The sequence below is a fragment of the Chlorobaculum sp. MV4-Y genome (genome assembly GCF_025244685.1).
Classification (GTDB): Bacteria; Bacteroidota; Chlorobiia; order Chlorobiales; family Chlorobiaceae; genus Chlorobaculum.
Genome location: NZ_CP104202.1, coordinates 1,163,235 through 1,179,867 on the forward strand (window position 1 = coordinate 1,163,235; position 16,633 = coordinate 1,179,867).

A 16,633-nucleotide genomic window follows, 5' to 3' on the forward strand; every position below is an offset into this window, starting at 1 on the left:
CTTTTCAGCTTAAAAACGGATGTGCGCCGACTGGTTGAAGGTGGTTCGGGCGTGACGGTAGCTGTCGATCATGTTGTCGTCGAACTTGAGGCCGGTCTCTTCGAAGAACCGTTTCCAGCCGATCCGGTTGATCCATTCGCCGATGCGCTCCCACGGACGGCCTCCGGCTTTGTAGGCCGTCAGGATGCGGCCAACCACGTCGGTCACTTCCGGCCAGCGTGGCGGGTTGTTCGGCAGGTTGTGCGCGACGAGGCTCATCGTCGAGGGCTTGCTTCGGGCGTTGCTGTTTTTGCCGCCGACCCAGACGGCGAACTTGGAGTGCTCGGGGTGGTTGATCTCCATGGCCGGGCAGGCGCCGAAGCACGCGCCGCAGCAGATGCACTTGGCTTCGTCAACCATGAGCGTCTTTTTGCCGTCGACGACCGTCGGGCGGATGGCTGCAACCGGGCAGCGGGCGACCGCTTTGGGAAGCTCGCAGGTCTTGACGAGGTGGTCGTGGTTGATGCGCGGCGGGCGGGTGTGCTTGACGACGACCGCGATGTCGGCCTGGCCGCCGCAGTTGATCGAGCAGCACGAAGTCGAAAGACGCACCTTGTTGGGCATCTGCATGTCCTTGAATTCGTTGTAAACCGTGTCCATCATCGACTTCACCACGCCCGAGGCGTCGGTGGCCGGAATGTCGCAGTGCAGCCAGCCCTGGGTGTGCGAGACCGCCGAGACGCACATGCCGGTGCCGCCGACCGGAAAGCCGAGCGATTCGAGTTCCTGGATCATCGGTTCGATGTTGCCCTCGTTCGGCGTCAGGAATTCGACGTTGTTGCGCACCGTGAAGCGAAGGAAGCCGTCGCTGTATTTGTCGGCGATGTCGCAGAGCTGGCGCACCTTGTCGACGGTGTCCTGGCGAGGCGTGCCCGCGCGGACGGTCCAGATGATGTCACCGCTCTCGGCTACGTGCTTCAAGACGCCCGGCTTCGGAATTTCATGGTATTTCCACTTGCCGTAGTTTTTCCTGACCACCGGATGCAGCGCCTCTTCGTAGGTGTGCGGACCCGACTCTATGGTCTTCCAGGTTCTTTCCTGACTGCTCATGCTCGTTCCTGTAGGTTGATGCGCACCGGCTCCTTTCGCGGGAGCCGGTACGGCTGAGTTTGTGCTGTTGTTTCGTAGCGTCTCTGGTGCTGTCCAGAAAGGCGGCTCTCAGTACTTGGCTTTGAAATACGGGTTGTCCCTCGGGCGCGAGATCTGGTTGATGTCGTACTCGATGCCGACGCCGTCGAGGAACTGTTTCAGACCCACGCGCTCAATGGTTTCGCCGATGCGCTCGTGGTCGAGGCCGGCGTCGTCCCACCAGTCGATGATCTCTTCGATCAGTTCGATGAAGGCTTCACGGTCTTCGTCCGTCTCCATCTTCATGAACGGCACGATGAGCGAGCCCATGTTGACACCGACTTTCAGCGTGTTCTTGCCGCCCATCAAAAGCGCGATGCCCTTTTCCTTGCCGGGCGAGAGCGCTTTGGACATGGCGTTGATGCAGTGCATGCAGCGCACGCAGTCGCGCGTCGAGATGTCGATGTCGCCGTCCTGCAGCCGGATCGCTTTGGTCGGGCAGTGGTTGATGACGTTGTTGACCAGAGCATCGACGCCCTTTTCGGCGATCCACGCTTTCACCTCGTCGTGGTCGATCTGGATCGCGTCACGCCACGTGCCAATGACGGCCAGGTCGGAGCGCATGATGGCGTTGGTGCAGTCGTTCGGGCAGGCGGAGAATTTGAATTTCAGCTTGTAGTTCCATTCGGGGCGGTGCACCTGCGGAGAGAAGTGTTTGAGCGCGTCGAGGTGCAGCTTGAGGTTGTCGTAGCAGGCGTTGTCGCAGCGGCCTGGCCCGATGCACGACACGCCGGTGCGCATGCCGGCGCCTGCGCCGCCGAGATCCCACCCCTTCTGGTTCAGCTCGTCGAAGCACGCCTGCACCTTGTCCTGCTCGATGCCCTGCAGCATGATGTCGCCCGTCTGACCGTGCAGGGTGATGATGCCGCTGCCGTATTTCTCCCAGATGTCGCACAGTTCGCGCAACATCGCCGTGTTGTAGTGCAGGCCCGGAGCCGGCTGGATGCGCATCGTGTGGAATTCGGCCGCTTCGGGGAACTTGTCTTTAATCATCGAGTAGCGCGTGATGATGCCGGCGCCGTAGCCGTCCACCGTGACGAGACCGCCTTTCCAGTAGCCCATCTTCGTTTTGTAGGAATATTCGAGCTGGTCCAGCACGCCACGAAGCATCGGCTTCTCTGTCCGCTCCGCAAGCTCCTTGAAGCCCGAGATGAAGCTCGGCCACGGTCCGCTTTCAAGCTGGTCGAGCATCGGCGTTTCGTTCAGGAACTTGCCGTTGACCGATGATCCGCACCCGCCGCAATGGCACGACTCGTTCACAGCGCTGTCGTTAGCACTCATGTTGCCTCCTTTGGTTCTCAGATACTTTGGTGACCGGCGCACGCTCCGGTGCGCCCGTCAATTTCGTTGTGGGTTTGCATCAAGCGCCGCGACTCAGACGCAGCCGGTCGGCTTGGGAAGGCCGGCAATCTTGCAGGCCTGCAACGCCGGGCCTTTCGGGAACATCGCGTACAGGAACTCTGAGGCCTCTTTCTTATCCATCCCCTTCTCGGTGGCTACCGCCTTGGTCAGCACCTTCACGGCTGGCGCAATCTGGTACTCCTTGTAGTAGTTCCTCAGAAACTTCACCAGATCCCAGTGCCCCTCTTCCATCGTGATATCCTCACCTTCAGCGATCTTTACCGCTACCTCTTCCGTCCAGTCATCCAGATTCACCAAATAACCGTTCTCGTCCGTCTCGACGCTCATGCCATTGACTTCAATTGCCATAATGAAGCACTCCCTTTAAAATAATTGTGGTAATTGTGATTTATGATCCTGAACCGGAGAACGCTCCTCAAGCAAGGAGACTCGATTCTGAATCAGGGCAATCGTTATTGAAAAACCAAATCGCGCTGTGTGTTGCTCGGAATAACCTTGTAGCTGTATGATTATATAGTTAATTATCAGAATTTTTCAAAGTGGCCACTGTTTTTTTCGCGCCCTGCCAAAAATTCGCATCAGGGTAACGGTAAAGATTGTTCGCAGCGTTTTTAAGCCATGAGGCATTTCCGGAAACGGAGAAATTCAAGACTCCCGAAAGGAGATCAAAAAGGGAAAGAGCCGCTTTGCGAACAGAAACCATCGGGAAAAAACAGTTTGTGAAGATCGGTATCGCTCCGTACCGGAACCGCTGACTCGGCATGACAAGACAGCCGCTGGCGTGCCTATGGCGTGAAAGCAGGTTCGAGGTCAGGAAAAATCGATAGTTCATCGCATTCGGCATGGCTGTGGTTTCAGTCTCGCCATAATGATTGATCATCATATGTCAGAACTGTTCAGAAAACCGGGATTTCAAAAAGCGATACCAAAAAACCCAGTCAGCCCCAAGATGTTCAGAAACGGCGCTCTCCACGCCTTTGGGCAAAAAAGAGAGCGCCGCGCCGCATTATTTTTTCTTGATATAGAAGGTATGCTTGCCACCCTCTTCGGTGTGCTCGACCAGATCGTTGCCGGTGCGCTTTGCCCATGACGCCATGTCGTTGACCGAACCGGGATCGGTGGCGATCATTTTGAGCACCTGACCGCTCTGCAAGCTGTCGATGGCTTTCTTGGTTTTGAGGATCGGCAAAGGGCAGTTCAGGCCTTCACAGTTCAGCTCCAGATCGCTTGCGATTCCGCTCATAAAAAACTCCTTCTTGAAATTGCTTGGAGATTGTTTTTCCTGTAACAAAAAACAGCTCGCCACTCGCATTTAATTACAATGCTACGGGGCAGCCGAAAAGTCTTTTGCTGATTTTCCGGCTATTATTGATTGCATCCGGGGTGAATTGCTGCTATCAGGTGAAAACCTTTTTCATTCAGAGACCCAATGAACGCAATAGAAATTCGGCAAAAAATAATTGAGAAATTTAAACAAATAAACTCATTCCGGTCAAAACAAAAAACACATGAAACGCAAAAAAAGCGCATATATCAAGCAAGAAACCCGTACAATAAAGCGTGGCTTCCTTTTCTACCGACGCGCAACCTTTTGCCAAAGTGACCAGCGAGCCGCCGGGCGCGGTCACGACATCCAGACCACCGAGCCGAGCACAAGCGCAGCGAGAAACACTGTCTCTGCGATCATGATCGAAACCGGCTTCCAGCCAACCTCGAACAGCGATTTCAGCGACGTTTTCATGCCGAGTGCACCAATGGCTGTAACCAGGCACCAGCGGGAGGCGTCGTTGATGAACTGAGTGGCCGGTTTCGGCACAACGCCAAGACTGTTGATTCCGACAAACAGTACAAAGAAGATGATGAATGGCGGAAGAAGCATGCGTTTTGGCGCGTTTCCATCTTTTTGTTTCTCGTATGGAAAATAAGTGAAAGAATAAACACGACCGGCACCAGCATGGATACCCTGAGCAGCTTGATAACGGTCGCCGTGTCACCGGTCTGCTCCGATACGGAATAACCGGCACCGACCACCTGCGCGACATCGTGAATCGTGCCACCGAGAAAAATACCCGCCGCCTGGTGGTCGAGCCCGAACCAGTGAGCCACGACCGGATAGGCGATCATAGCCAGCGTACTCAGCGCGGTAATGCTGATGACCGTGAAAATGGTATTGCGCTCGCTGTACTCGTCCTGGGGTAAAACGGCGGCAATAGCTAGCGCTGCGGAAGCGCCGCAGATGCCAACGCTGCCGCCGGTCAGCACGCCGAAACGTTTTCCGCGACCCATAATTTTGGAAAGCCCGATACCGAACAAAATAGTGAGCAGTACCGAGAAAAAAACCATCGCAACCGGCTTAACGCCAAGCGACTGGATCTGGCCGAGGGTGATGCGCATACCAAGCAGTGCCACGCCGATTCGAAGCACCGTGGTGGAAGCGAACTGGATGCCGACCAGCGCCCGGCCCTCGTCTTCGGAGAGAAAGCGAAATGCCATGCCGATGAGCAGCGCGAAGAGCATCGTCGGCGCACCGTAGTGATCAGAGAGAAAGGTGGCCGCAGCGGCAACGGTTATCGATGCCAGAACGCCGGGAAAGTATTTGTCAAACCTGATTTTGGCCGCCTGAACCTGGCCATGGAATCCGTATTTTTCAGCCTCGTGAATCTGTTCTTCGGTTGGGATTTCCGTATCGACATGTTTCAACGATTTATCGGTGACCTCGTCGTCATGGACGTGCTTCTTGCTCTTCATCAGGCTCCTCCTTTAATGTCAATGTGTGTTACTGATGCCCGGAATGCTGAGTCCAGGTACTCTTCGATGAAAACAATCGTGAGATTGCGGAATAAAATAAGAAAAGAACGCTCGAAGGCAAGCAGAAAAATCACTATATGACCATGCAGTGATATAAATTCACCGGAGTCTTTCAGGAAGCTGTCTTGGGGCGCATCTGATCGGGTCGAAGCTTGGCGGTAAAGTATTGATCCGCAAAATCAGGATCGACCGCCTCGCCCGCCTTGTTCACCAGCGGTTCCTCATAGTCGTTCCAGCCGCGCAGTCCCGATTTGAGCGAAACGACATTTTCATATCCGAGCACATGCAGCGAGTGAGCAGCAAGAATGCTGCGATGGCCCGACCGGCAGACCACCACGATTTCGCGCTGCCGCGCATTGACCAGTTCAGGCTCCGTCTCTTCGAAGTCCCATTCGCAGGCCGACTCGAGTATGCCGCGCGGCACGTTGAGCGAACCGGCAATGTGCATGGCGTCAAACTCGTTCGGCTCGCGAACATCGAGAATGAGCAGGCCAGGATTCTCCTTCAGGCGATCCACAAGATTCCAAGGCAGGATTTCCTTGACGTCCAAAAGACAGTGCCGAACCAGCTCTATAAAACGAACCATAGCCGATAACCCCTCATTGTTAATACGTTCAAAACACAAAGGAGAAAGGCTCTCCCCTTCCTGATAAACGAAGTCCCCTTCAAGGCAAACAGCAAGACGCTGTTACATTTGAGAATATCATCACTTACTCACTCTACCCACGGACGGGCGTAAATATACTCAACGCACCGGCAGGCAGACAACCAGGGACAAGCTGATTGCGATAAAACCCTTTACGTTGAGAGCCTGAACCGTGACCTCTTCAGGCAAAACAAAGCAAAACCGGAAGCTTCAAAACCCCGGTTTTGCCGGACAAGAGAGAACGGTCAACGTATCGAATCGAGGAACCGTTCGGCTTCGATGGCGGCCATGCAGCCGGTACCGACAGCGGTGACGGCCTGGCGGTAGGTGAAATCCTGCACATCGCCGCAGGCAAAGACGCCCTGGACGCTGGTCTCGGTGGAGTGAGCCTTGGTGAGGATGTAACCGTAATCGTCCATGTCGAGCTGGCCTTTGAAAAGTTTGGCGTTCGGTTCGTGGCCGATAGCCATAAAGACACCATCGCAGGCGTGCTCGGTCAGCTCCCCGGTCTTGACGTTCTTGAGCCTGATGCCTGTCACCTTCATGTCATCACCGAGAATTTCATCTACCACCTCGTTGAGCATGGTGGTGATCTTCGGGTTCTTGCTCGCCCGAAGACTCATGATCTTGGAGGCCCTGAACTCATCACGCCGGTGAACGAGCACCACTTCGGAAGCGAACTTGGTGAGGTAGAGCGCCTCTTCCATCGCCGTATCGCCACCGCCGACCACGAACACGCGGCAGTTGCGGAAGAAAAATCCGTCGCAGGTGGCGCATGCCGACACGCCGCGTCCGCGATATTTCGCTTCCGACTCGATGCCGAGCCACTTGGCATTTGCACCGGTGGCGACAATGAGCGTTCGGGAAAGAATCTCCTGGCCGTTGTCAAGCGTCAGAGAGAAGGGGCGGCGTGAGACATCGGCTTCAGTGATGCTGCCGAACTGGAACTCGACGCCGAAACGCGCTGCCTGCTCGCGCATCCGGCTCATCAGCTCCGGGCCAGGAATGCCCTCCGGAAAGCCGGGAAAGTTCTCGATGTCGGTGGTAATCATGAGCTGACCACCAGGCTGATGCCCCTCGATGACCAGCGGCTTGAGATTGGCCCGTCCGGTGTAAATGGCCGAAGTATATCCGGCAGGGCCGGTTCCGATAATGACGACGTCCCTGATTTCTTTATCCATCGTATGCCTCCGGGAGGTAGGGTTGGGATTATAACAAAACTATCCCGGCTTGAACCGGGATAGCAAAGAATAAAAAACGGATGGAAGATCAGCCGATATGCTCATCGAGCTTCTTGGCGATCATGTTCTTGGGCAGAGCGCCGACCATCTGGTCAACAACCTTGCCGCCCTTGATGATCAGCATGGTGGGAATGCTGCGGATACCGTACTGTCCGGCAGTATTCGGGTTCTCATCAACATTGAGTTTGGCGATGATGGCTTTGCCTTCGTAATCACCGGCAAGCTCCTCGATAACCGGGCCAAGCATCATGCACGGACCGCACCATGCAGCCCAGAAATCGACCAGGGCAACTTTGCCGGAATCGAGAATTTCTGCCTGGAAATTCTTGTCAGTCGCTTCGAAATATTTTCCGCTCATAAGTACTCACATAAAAGGTTAACAATTGATAAGAGAAACAATTTTACTCTGTGCAAATATAATTGAATAAAATTCAACTTGGCAACAAATGCCGAAAATCTATCCGGTTATTTTGACGTTGTCCGGCCCGAGAATCTCTTCGAGCTGATCGAGCACCTCGTCGTCAGCCTCTATCGGCGTGTTGCGGGCAAAGAGCTTCAGGGTTTCGCTGTTGGGGCCGATGGTGGCCCGCACCTCGAAATCAACCGGCGTGCCGCCCTTGTGCTTCTCGAAAATCTCGCGCACCTGTTGCAACTTGCCGAGCTGGGCTGAGTCGTCGGCGTCGATGCGCAGTACCACCTTTTTGACCATCGTCGAGCGCACCTTCTTGAGCGGCGCAACCTCGCGCACCAGCAGCTTGAGGCTGCCATCCTTCGCCTCGGCCTCGACGCTGAGCATCACCGCTTCGTCAGGCTGAAGCATGTGGCGATACTGCTCGTAAACGCTGGCGAAAACCGTGAAGTCCGCCTTGCCGGTGAAGTCTTCGAGCACGCCGAAGAGCATCTGCTTGCCCTTGCGATCCTGATAGGGCTTGACCGACACGATCACGCCGATCGCCTTGTAGAGCTTCGATGGCGTCACCTCGCGCATGTCAAGCGTGAGGTTGGCGAAGGCCTCCCAGTCACGCCGGTAGCGCTCGAGCGGGTGGTGGCTGAGGTAGAAGCCGACCAGCCGCTTCTCGTGCTGGAGCTTTTCACTGTCCGGCATCGGCTCGGCGTTGTCGAGGTCGGGATAGTGTACGCCAGCCTGCTCGTCACTGAAGTCATCGTTGAAAAAGCCGCCCTGACCAAGCGTAACCGCCTTGTTCTGAATCTGGCCGAACTTGATCGCCTTGTCCACGTTGGCAAGCAGCTTGGCGCGGTTCGGGTCGATCTCGTCGAGCGCTCCGGCCAGGATGAGGCATTCGAGCGCCTTGCGGTTCATGGCTCGCAGATCGACCGAGACCGTCAGGTCGAAAAGATTGAGAAAGGGCTTGCCGTCACGGCGCAACCTTGCAGCAACAATCGCTCTCGCTCCGCCGCCCACCTGCTTGATGGCCGACAGACCAACGCGGATGCAGGGTTTGCCCTTGAATTCTTCAACCGAAAAGAGCGCGTCGCTCTGGTTGATCGACGGCGGTAGTGTGAAAATGCCGAACCCTTTGGCCTCGTCGGTCAGGTGCTTCATGCGCTCCGTGTCTCCAATCTCGCTGTTCAGAACCGCCGTAATGAACTCGATGGTGTAGTGCGCTTTCAGGTAGCCCGTCCAGTAAGCCAGGACGCCGTAAGCCGCCGAGTGGCTCTTGTTGAAGCCGTAGCCGGCGAACTCGGCCATCAGGTCGAAAATGCGCGTAGCGAGCGCCTCGTTGACGTTGATGCTCACCGCGCCGTTGACGAACTCCTCCTTGAATTTCTGCATCAGCTTCGGGTCTTTCTTGCCCATCGCCTTGCGCAGGTTGTCCGCCTTGCCGAGCGAGAAGCGCCCCATCACCTGCGAAATCTGCATTACCTGCTCCTGATAGACGATGACGCCGTAGGTCTCCTTGAGAATCTCTTCGAGCATCGGGTGCATGTAGTCGATCTCCTCGCGCCCGTGCTTGCGGTCAACGAAGAGATCGACGGCGTTGCGATGCTCGTCGATCACGGCGTTCAGAGCGCCGGGGCGGTACAGGGCACTCATGGCGATGATGTCGCCGATGGTCGTTGGCTGGAGCCGCATCATGTAGCTCTGCATGCCGGAGGACTCGAACTGGAAGATGCCGGCCATCTTGCCCTCCTGGAAGATGCGGAAGGTCTGGCGGTCGTCCATCGGCACCTTTTCGAGATCGATATCGATGCCGTGGCGCTTTTTGATGAGGCGCAGGGTCTCGTCGATCACGGCAAGGGTTTCGAGGCCGAGATAGTCGATCTTGAGCAGGCCCGCCTGCTCGATGCAGTTCTTGTCGAACTGCGTCACCACCTGCTTCTCGTCGCTGCTGTCGGCCTTGGTGCCATCGATGTCGCGCTGGTCGAACTCGTCGGCGTACTTGCGCTCCTCGGTCTCGATCTTGTTGGAGACGTAGAGCGGCACCTGCTCTTCGAGCGCGCCATCGGTGATCACCACCGCGCCCGCATGCATCGAGACGTTACGCGCGCGTCCCTCCATCGCCCGCGCATACTGCATGAGCTGCTGGTACTGCGGATCGGTATCGACAAGCCGCTTCAGCTCCTTGACTTCACGGAAAGCATCTTCGAGTGACGTACCCGGTTTGGACGGCACCAGCTTGGCAAGCTGATCGACCGCCTTGAGCGGCACATCGAGCACGCGCCCCGCGTCGCGGATGGCCGCCTTCGCGCCGAGTGTGCCGATGGCGACGACCTTCGCCACACTGTCCGGGCCGTACTTCTGTACAGTGTATTCAAGAACCTTCTGCTTGCCAACCGGCGTAAAATCGATATCGATATCAGGCATCGAAATACGCTCCGGATTCAGGAAGCGCTCAAAGAGCAGCTTGTACTTGAGGGGATCGATCCGGGTGATGCCGGTCAGATAGGCGATAATGCTGCCCGCCGCCGAGCCTCGGCCGGGGCCGACCGAATAGCCCATTCTGCGCGAGGCGGCGATGAGATCGCTGACGATGAGGAAGTAGGCACTGTACCCCATCTTCTCGATCACGCCAAGCTCCAGCTCGATACGAGCCTTCACATCTTCAGGAATTTCGCCATCCCCTGCGCCATACTTTTCTTTTGCGCCTTCCCATGTCAGGTGGCGCAAATACTCCTTTTCGCTGTCGAAACCTTCCGGAAGCGGAAACTTCGGCAGGTGCGGCTCCTGGTTGACAAACGTATAGGAACAAAACTCGGCGATCTTAACCGTGTTGTCGAGCTCGCCGTGAGCGTTATCGAAGAGCGAGGCCATCTCCGCTGCCGACTTGAAGTAGTGCTCGTGACCCAGCAAACATTGCAGGTTCTGGCTGTTGAGCCGCTCCTTGGTGCGGTTGGCGATCATCGCCCGGTAGCAGCCGGAGTCGCGCCGGTCGAGATAGTGCACGTTGTTGGTCGCGACCAGAGGAATGCCAAGCTGTTCGGCAAGGCGGATCGTGCCGGGCACGAGCTGCTCCTCGTAAGGGGCGCCGTGCTTCTGGAGTTCGAGATAGAAGTGCTCGCCAAAGAGGTCGCGATAATACGTTGCAAGCCGCGCCGCCTCGGCATCGTCACCGGAGAGCAACGCCCGACCGACAAGACCGGAGTGCGCCGCCGAGAGGCAGACCAGGCCTTCATGATACTCTTCGAGCACGGCGCGATCGACGTGCGGCAGGCCATTCGAGAAACCGTCCCGCGCCGCCCGCGACAGGATGACGCACATGTTGCGGTAACCGATGCCTTCGCGGATGAGCAGGACAAGCGTGGCCGGTTTGCTGCTGTCACGCGAGTCAGTGCCTGCAAGATAGATCTCCGAGCCCATGATCAGCTTCACCTCGGCCTTCTTCGCCTGAGCGAAAAGCTCCGGCATGTTGAACATCGCGCCATAATCGGTCACGGCAACCGCCATCATGCCATGCTTTTTGCAGGCCGCGAAAAGCTCGCCCGGAAAGATCGGGCTGCTCTGCATCGAATAGTGGGTGTGGGTGTGAAGATGAACGAACTCCAAGGCGCTTTTCAAGTCTGGTTGCAATCGCCGGACGGCGCGGAAATCATCCTCCGTCCCGGCACGTCATCCATCATAATAACCTTTCGAGCCGTTCCTGCAAGATCAAAATTGGGGTTCAAAGCGCAACTTCTGCCCATGGTTTGGTTATGGTGCCGGAGATAGCGACTCAGCGGCCGATGAAGCAGCAATGACTTTCCGGTACAGGGCTTCATAGTTGTCAACCATGTGACGCTGGGTGAAGCGCTGCTCGAATTCGCGCCTGCACGCAGCTCTTGAAATCGCGCCGATGTTGTGAATCGCATGGATGAAATCGAGCCGGTTGTCGCAGACAAATCCGCTGACTCCATCGGAAATCACCTCCGGACTGGAGCCGCAGCGCCGCACGATCACCGGCGTACCGCAGGCGAGCGCTTCGATCATCACCAGCCCGAACGGCTCCGGCCAGTCGATAGGGTTGAGCAGCGCACGAGCGTTCCTGAGCAGTTCGCCTTTCCGGCGGTCGTCCACCTCGCCGATGTACTCGATGTAGGGACTGTCGAGCAGCGGTTCGACCTTTGCCTTGAAATATGCCTTGTCGGCGGTATCGATCTTGGCGGCCAGCTTCAGGTGAATCTTGCACGCCCGCGCCAGCCGGATCGCCTCGTCGGGCCGTTTCTCCTCCGAAAAACGGCCAAGGTAAAGAAAGTAGTTTTCCGGATCGGGGTTAAACTCGAACAGGTTCTCCGGATAGCCGTGATAGACCGTGCTGACCCAGTTGATATCCGGCACCGGCGCACGCTGCGAGTCGCTGATCGAAACCCACGCCATAGAGCTGTAGCGCTTCAGAATATCAACGTAGTCGGGCACATCGAGCCGTCCATGCATGGTCAGCACCGTCGGCATCCGGGAACGGCTGGCATAAGGCAGAGTCAGATATTCGAGATGCGAATGGACGATGTCGAACTCTCCCGACATCTCTTCGTACACCTTCGAGAGCATCAGCATGTGCATGATGATGGTCGAATGGGTTTTCCGCCCAAGCCGGAGACTCTCTTTGACCGGCGCGACCAGTCGGGCGCTGGTGACGGAGTCCCCGGATGCAAAGAGCGTCACCTCGTGGCCACGCTCAACCAACCCTTCGGTGAGGTAGTAGACAACCCGCTCCGTTCCGCCATATTTCTTCGGCGGAGACTCTCTTTGACCGGCGCGACCAGTCGGGCGCTGGTGACGGAGTCCCCGGATGCAAAGAGCGTCACCTCGTGGCCACGCTCAACCAACCCTTCGGTGAGGTAGTAGACAACCCGCTCCGTTCCGCCATATTTCTTCGGCGGCACGCTTTCAATCAGGGGGGAAACCTGCGCGATTCTGAGCTTTTTCATCGTGTCACTCCTGTTTCATCTGGACGGACAGTAACGCAGGGTAACTGGTTCATTGGTACGAATCTTGTGCGTCTGGCCGTAGAGCGTGCAGGGCAGCGTCATCTCCGAAACGGCTTCGATCGTGATCGTCACTTCGTTGTGAGTGATGTCGAGGTGGACGGTGCGATCGCGCCATTTGACCCGGAACGACAGTCGATCCCACTTTTTGGGCAGCCACGGGTTGAGCACGATGCGGTCGGATTTGAGTGCGAGGCCGCCGAATCCGTGAATAACCGTCTGCCAGCTCCCGCCGACCGACGCCGCATGAATGCCAAGCTCGGTGTTGTTGTGCAGGTTTTCGAGATCGAACAGCGCGGTCTTCATGAAGTAGCGGTAGGCGTTGTTACGCTCCGAAACGGCAAGCCCCATCATGGCGTAGGTGCAATGGCTCAGGGAGGATTTGTGCGCCGTGCGCGGCTCGTAGAAATCGTAGTTGACCTTCTTCTCCTCGAAACTGAACGAATGCGGAAAGAGCAGCATCATGAGCAGCACATCGGCCTGCTTGATGAGTTGGGTGCGACCGATGTTCCGGTAGTTCACGCCCGGCGGCAGCACCGGATGGCCTGAGCGGTCGTGGCGCTCGATCACGTGATCCTTGAGGTCAAAGTAGCCGTCGAACTGCTCAACGAGACCCGTTTCGGCATCCTGTGTAAACTTCAGTTTGCGGCTGATGTCGTGCCAGCGATCCGGTTCGCCGTCGCGGAGGGAAATCTTCTCGACAAGCTCCCGCAGCACCTCCGGCGCGGTTTTGCCCACGTGCCGGTAAAGCATGGATGCCAGCCGCAGGTGCCACTTGACCAGCCAGTTGGTGTAGGCGTTGTTGTTGACGTGCTCGTGAAATTCATCGGGGCCGATCACCTTGTGGATTTCATAGTTCTCACCCCGCCTGATCACCCGGCTCGCCCAGTACCGCGCCGTCAGGAACACCATCTCCAGCCCGCAGTGCAAGAGGAAACTTTCGTCGCCGGTCACCCTGAAGTAGCGCTCCACGCCATAAATCACGTCGGAGACGATGTGCTCCTCCTCGACGCCAGTGTAGATGAAGCGGATCGTCTTTTCAAGCTTGGAGGCGAAACGCGGCGTCACGTCCTCGCCGGTTGTGGCCGACTCCCAGGCGAACCGCGCCCCCTCGCAGCCCGACTTTTCGGCGTTCACGATCGCGCCAGGCAGCGTGTTGAAACGGTACATCAGCGCGTTGCGCGCCATCACCGGGAAGTTGTGAATGTAGAACGGCAGAATGAAAATCTCGGTGTCCCAGAACACGTGCCCCATATACCCCTCCGAGCTGAGGAACTTGGCTCCGATGGGACCGGGCCGCGCCGGACCGTTGATGAGCAGTTGGTAGATGTTGTAGCGAAGCGCCTTCTGGGCGGTGTCGTCGCCGTCGATGCGCACGTCGGCCTGCTTCCAGAGTTCTCGCCACACATCGATATGCCGCCCGATCTCGACTGGCGCTCCGGTGCGGACGTAGAATTTGAGATTGCAGATCGCCTCCCGCATCATGTTGCGCGCACGCTCCGTCGGCACGTCACGGTTGGTCATGACAACGGCGAGCTTTTCAAAGGTGGTGGTATGCCCTCTCGAAGCGTCAATGGTGATCTCGCTGGTGAACTTCTCCCCGTAAATCCTCGGCTCCCAGCGAAGCATCCGGCCCGGATCGGAAACCATCTTCCACGACGCAGCCACAGCGATACGGATGCCCCGCTCGCGGGTCTTCATTTCGAGATACATGAAGTTCCGGCCCCGTTCGATCTTTTCGAGCTGGAGGTGCTTGTACTGCTCGCGCGGGAAGAATCCGCGGTTGTACACCTGACCGTTCAGCCCCGAAAGGACGCGGATCTGCCCCGAAAAATTCCTCGGCGTGATCTTCACCCGCATGTAGCCGCGATGAGGATCGTGCATGAAGACAAGCCGCGAAGTTTCGAAGGTAAGGATTTTGCCGTGCGGATTTTTGAAGGTGGTGCGGCGGTGAAGGATTCCTTTTTTCATATCGAGCACCTGCTCGTGCTCCAGCGCCTGGCAGCACGACAGGCAGAACTTCTCCCCCTCGTGCCACACCGAAACATCGGTCCACATCGGGCACTTGACCAGCTCTTCGACATCAGCCTCTGACTTGTCGTACACGCCAGCCAGATACATGCCGCCGCAATGGCCCGGCGGAAGCTCTTCGAGGCTGCCGCGGACATTGAGGTAACCGTTGCCCGTGGTCAGCAGGGTTTCGGTGATCTGAATCGCTTTCGGAGTTTTACGAAACCCCTTCTTCCTCAACAGCCACTCTTCCGGTGAAAGCCCGAACAAGGCATCCAGCTCATCCACCGGCTTGTCAACTTCTGAAACTGAACTTCCGGTCATGACTCCTCCCCTGAGCACAGGCCCATTGCATGGCTGATCAAACGATCAACGCCGTTTCATGGAGAAATTTGCATCGGCACAGGAGCCTCATCATACAGATTTGAACCCCTCTGCCGCCCTGAACTTTAAGTAACAAAGTTATAAAACCAGAAAGTTCACTGTTTCGCAATCGAGCTTTTCGAACGCCATTGCACACTGTCGAAAAGCCCCAAGCGTCACAGAACGGAAAACCGGCGCGGGCCGGATGTGGTTTGAGGTGGTTTTTTNNTATTTTGCGCAAAGATAGCAGGCTAACCCAATCCTACAAGGTCATACCCAATTGGAGCAGAATATTTACAAGCAGTGCCCGGTCTGCGGCTTCCCGCTGACCCAGCAGAATGCGATCTGTCCGAGATGCAGCAACGACATTCTCGAAGACATCAATACGCTTGACGAACAGAATCTCGACAAGCACTACCGGATCATCGAGGAGAAAAAGGCCGACTGGTATATCCGTTGTCTGGCCGAAAGCCTTGACACCGGCAAATCGCCGGTCGTGAGCTTCCGGAACGACTACACCGGCCCGATGCACTCGGGCTTTCACAGCCGCCTGACCGCCGCCGAACAGGAGGCGCTTGCCGCATCGCGAGCCGTGCTGCTGCGAGACCCGCAGAAGCGGCACAACTGGTTCAAGGCGCTGGGCAACGACTGGAAAGAGGCGGTCAAGAACACCCTGAAAATCCAGCGTGACCCCTCGGACGAAGAACTGCTTGATTTCCTGAACGCCACCAGCGTCCGTTGCGACAACATGAGGATTCACAACCTCGCACCGACGAGCCTGCTCGAAAACCTTCAACAGTTACGATGCGACGAAACGCCGATCGAGAGCCTCGAACCGCTCCGCAACCTCCGCAACCTCAAGCGTCTGTATGCCTTCGACTGCGACTTCACCTCGCTCGACCCGCTGCGCGACATCCTGTCGCTGAAGCTGCTCTGGGTATCGAGTACCGAAATCAGCGACCTCGAACCGCTCAGCGCTCTGGTCAATCTGGAGGAGCTGTACTGCTCCGAGACGATGGTAAATGACCTGGCACCGCTCAGCGGACTTTTCAGGCTCGAAAAGCTGAGCTGCTACAAAACGGAGATTACCTCGATCGAGCCGCTCCGGAATCTGACCAATCTCTCCGAACTCGGCATCAACAGCACCGGCGTCAGTTCACTCGAACCGCTGGCCCGGCTCGAAAATCTCGAATACCTCCGCTGCAGCCGCACGCAGATTACCAGCCTCGAACCGCTGCGAAACCTGACTGCGCTGAAGGAGCTGAGCATTGAGCAGACCGCCATCCACACCCTCGAGCCGCTGTCGGGCCTTGAAGAGCTTGAGGAGCTTTTCATCACCGGCACGCTTGTCGATTCGATAGCGCCGCTGATGAACCTGATGAGTCTCGAAAAACTGGAGCTGTCCGCAGGCCGAATCCCGCAAGCCGAACTTGACCACTTCATGCAACTGAACCCGGCGTGCGAGGTAATCGTTAAATCGAATAATGGCTGACGGATTGGGCTAACGACGCAGGAATAGAATGCAAAAGGGGAAAAGTATCCGTGATAGAGCCTCTTCCCCTTTTTTCATTGGTGGATGAATTTGCTTTGTACCAAGATGGTGAAACGGTGGTAA

13 protein-coding genes and 1 pseudogene are annotated in these 16,633 nt (G+C 56.8%); 1 reads left to right on the top strand and 13 read right to left on the bottom strand.

Annotation, left to right across the window (positions count from 1 at the left end; genetic code table 11):
* Positions 1 to 9: 9 nt before the first annotated feature.
* From dsrB to NY406_RS05680, 13 genes and pseudogenes are all read right to left on the bottom strand, one after another.
* A complete protein-coding gene (dsrB, locus tag NY406_RS05615; protein WP_260533126.1) occupies positions 10 to 1,089 on the bottom strand; it encodes a dissimilatory-type sulfite reductase subunit beta in 1,080 nt (359 codons plus the stop codon).
* Positions 1,090 to 1,197: 108 nt separating this feature from the next.
* Entirely contained in the window at positions 1,198 to 2,448 is a 1,251-nt protein-coding gene (dsrA, locus tag NY406_RS05620) for a dissimilatory-type sulfite reductase subunit alpha (protein ID WP_260533128.1), read from the bottom strand.
* Positions 2,449 to 2,541: 93 nt separating this feature from the next.
* Positions 2,542 to 2,877, bottom strand: coding sequence for a TusE/DsrC/DsvC family sulfur relay protein (locus tag NY406_RS05625; protein ID WP_260533130.1), 336 nt, complete (start codon positions 2,875 to 2,877; stop codon positions 2,542 to 2,544).
* A gap of 169 nt (positions 2,878 to 3,046) precedes the next feature.
* A complete protein-coding gene (locus tag NY406_RS05630) occupies positions 3,047 to 3,412 on the bottom strand; it encodes a hypothetical protein (RefSeq protein WP_260533132.1) in 366 nt (121 codons plus the stop codon).
* A 123-nt stretch (positions 3,413 to 3,535) separates the two neighbouring features.
* On the bottom strand, positions 3,536 to 3,772 hold the full coding sequence (locus tag NY406_RS05635) for a sulfurtransferase TusA family protein (RefSeq protein ID WP_129052470.1): 237 nt from the start codon (positions 3,770 to 3,772) through the stop codon (positions 3,536 to 3,538).
* Between the two features lie 381 nt (positions 3,773 to 4,153).
* Positions 4,154 to 5,229, bottom strand: a pseudogene (locus tag NY406_RS05645) (YeiH family protein).
* A gap of 220 nt (positions 5,230 to 5,449) precedes the next feature.
* On the bottom strand, positions 5,450 to 5,923 hold the full coding sequence (locus tag NY406_RS05650; RefSeq protein WP_260533134.1) for a rhodanese-like domain-containing protein: 474 nt from the start codon (positions 5,921 to 5,923) through the stop codon (positions 5,450 to 5,452).
* Between the two features lie 305 nt (positions 5,924 to 6,228).
* Positions 6,229 to 7,164, bottom strand: a complete 936-nt coding sequence (gene trxB, locus NY406_RS05655; protein ID WP_260533136.1) for a thioredoxin-disulfide reductase — start codon at positions 7,162 to 7,164, stop codon at positions 6,229 to 6,231.
* 88 nt (positions 7,165 to 7,252) lie between these two features.
* The gene (gene trxA / locus NY406_RS05660) at positions 7,253 to 7,582 is read right to left on the bottom strand and encodes a thioredoxin (protein ID WP_260533138.1); all 330 of its coding nucleotides are present in this window, start codon (positions 7,580 to 7,582) and stop codon (positions 7,253 to 7,255) included.
* 99 nt (positions 7,583 to 7,681) lie between these two features.
* Positions 7,682 to 11,230 carry a DNA polymerase III subunit alpha gene (gene dnaE / locus NY406_RS05665; RefSeq protein ID WP_260633752.1) on the bottom strand — a complete coding sequence of 1,183 codons (3,549 nt, stop codon included), beginning with the start codon at positions 11,228 to 11,230 and terminating at the stop codon, positions 7,682 to 7,684.
* 144 nt (positions 11,231 to 11,374) lie between these two features.
* Positions 11,375 to 12,343 (bottom strand): glycosyltransferase family 4 protein, encoded by a 969-nt coding sequence (locus tag NY406_RS05670; protein ID WP_260533140.1) that lies wholly within the window; start codon positions 12,341 to 12,343, stop codon positions 11,375 to 11,377.
* Positions 12,319 to 12,588: a glycosyltransferase gene (locus tag NY406_RS05675; protein ID WP_260533142.1), complete on the bottom strand. Its 270-nt coding sequence runs from the start codon at positions 12,586 to 12,588 to the stop codon at positions 12,319 to 12,321. Before NY406_RS05675 ends, NY406_RS05670 begins: the two co-directional genes overlap by 25 nt.
* Positions 12,589 to 12,603: 15 nt before the next feature.
* Positions 12,604 to 14,979 (bottom strand): glycoside hydrolase family 65 protein, encoded by a 2,376-nt coding sequence (locus NY406_RS05680; RefSeq protein ID WP_260533143.1) that lies wholly within the window; start codon positions 14,977 to 14,979, stop codon positions 12,604 to 12,606.
* Between the two features lie 319 nt (positions 14,980 to 15,298).
* Here NY406_RS05680 and NY406_RS05685 point away from each other — a divergent pair, with 319 nt between their 5' ends.
* Complete coding sequence (locus NY406_RS05685) at positions 15,299 to 16,510, top strand: leucine-rich repeat domain-containing protein (protein WP_260533145.1); 1,212 nt, start codon at positions 15,299 to 15,301, stop codon at positions 16,508 to 16,510.
* Positions 16,511 to 16,633: the final 123 nt, after the last annotated feature.

Excerpts from the sequence above, each read along its gene's own strand:
- trxB (WP_260533136.1), bottom strand. The coding sequence starts at position 7,164 with ATGGATAAAGAAATCAGGGACGTCGTCATTATCGGAACCGGCCCTGCC.
- NY406_RS05680 (WP_260533143.1), bottom strand. The coding sequence starts at position 14,979 with ATGACCGGAAGTTCAGTTTCAGAAGTTGACAAGCCGGTGGATGAGCTG.
- NY406_RS05650 (WP_260533134.1), bottom strand. The coding sequence starts at position 5,923 with ATGGTTCGTTTTATAGAGCTGGTTCGGCACTGTCTTTTGGACGTCAAG.
- NY406_RS05635 (WP_129052470.1), bottom strand. The coding sequence starts at position 3,772 with ATGAGCGGAATCGCAAGCGATCTGGAGCTGAACTGTGAAGGCCTGAAC.
- NY406_RS05625 (WP_260533130.1), bottom strand. The coding sequence starts at position 2,877 with ATGGCAATTGAAGTCAATGGCATGAGCGTCGAGACGGACGAGAACGGT.
- trxA (WP_260533138.1), bottom strand. The coding sequence starts at position 7,582 with ATGAGCGGAAAATATTTCGAAGCGACTGACAAGAATTTCCAGGCAGAA.
- NY406_RS05675 (WP_260533142.1), bottom strand. The coding sequence starts at position 12,588 with ATGAAAAAGCTCAGAATCGCGCAGGTTTCCCCCCTGATTGAAAGCGTG.
- dsrA (WP_260533128.1), bottom strand. The coding sequence starts at position 2,448 with ATGAGTGCTAACGACAGCGCTGTGAACGAGTCGTGCCATTGCGGCGGG.
- dsrB (WP_260533126.1), bottom strand. The coding sequence starts at position 1,089 with ATGAGCAGTCAGGAAAGAACCTGGAAGACCATAGAGTCGGGTCCGCAC.
- NY406_RS05630 (WP_260533132.1), bottom strand. The coding sequence starts at position 3,412 with ATGATGATCAATCATTATGGCGAGACTGAAACCACAGCCATGCCGAAT.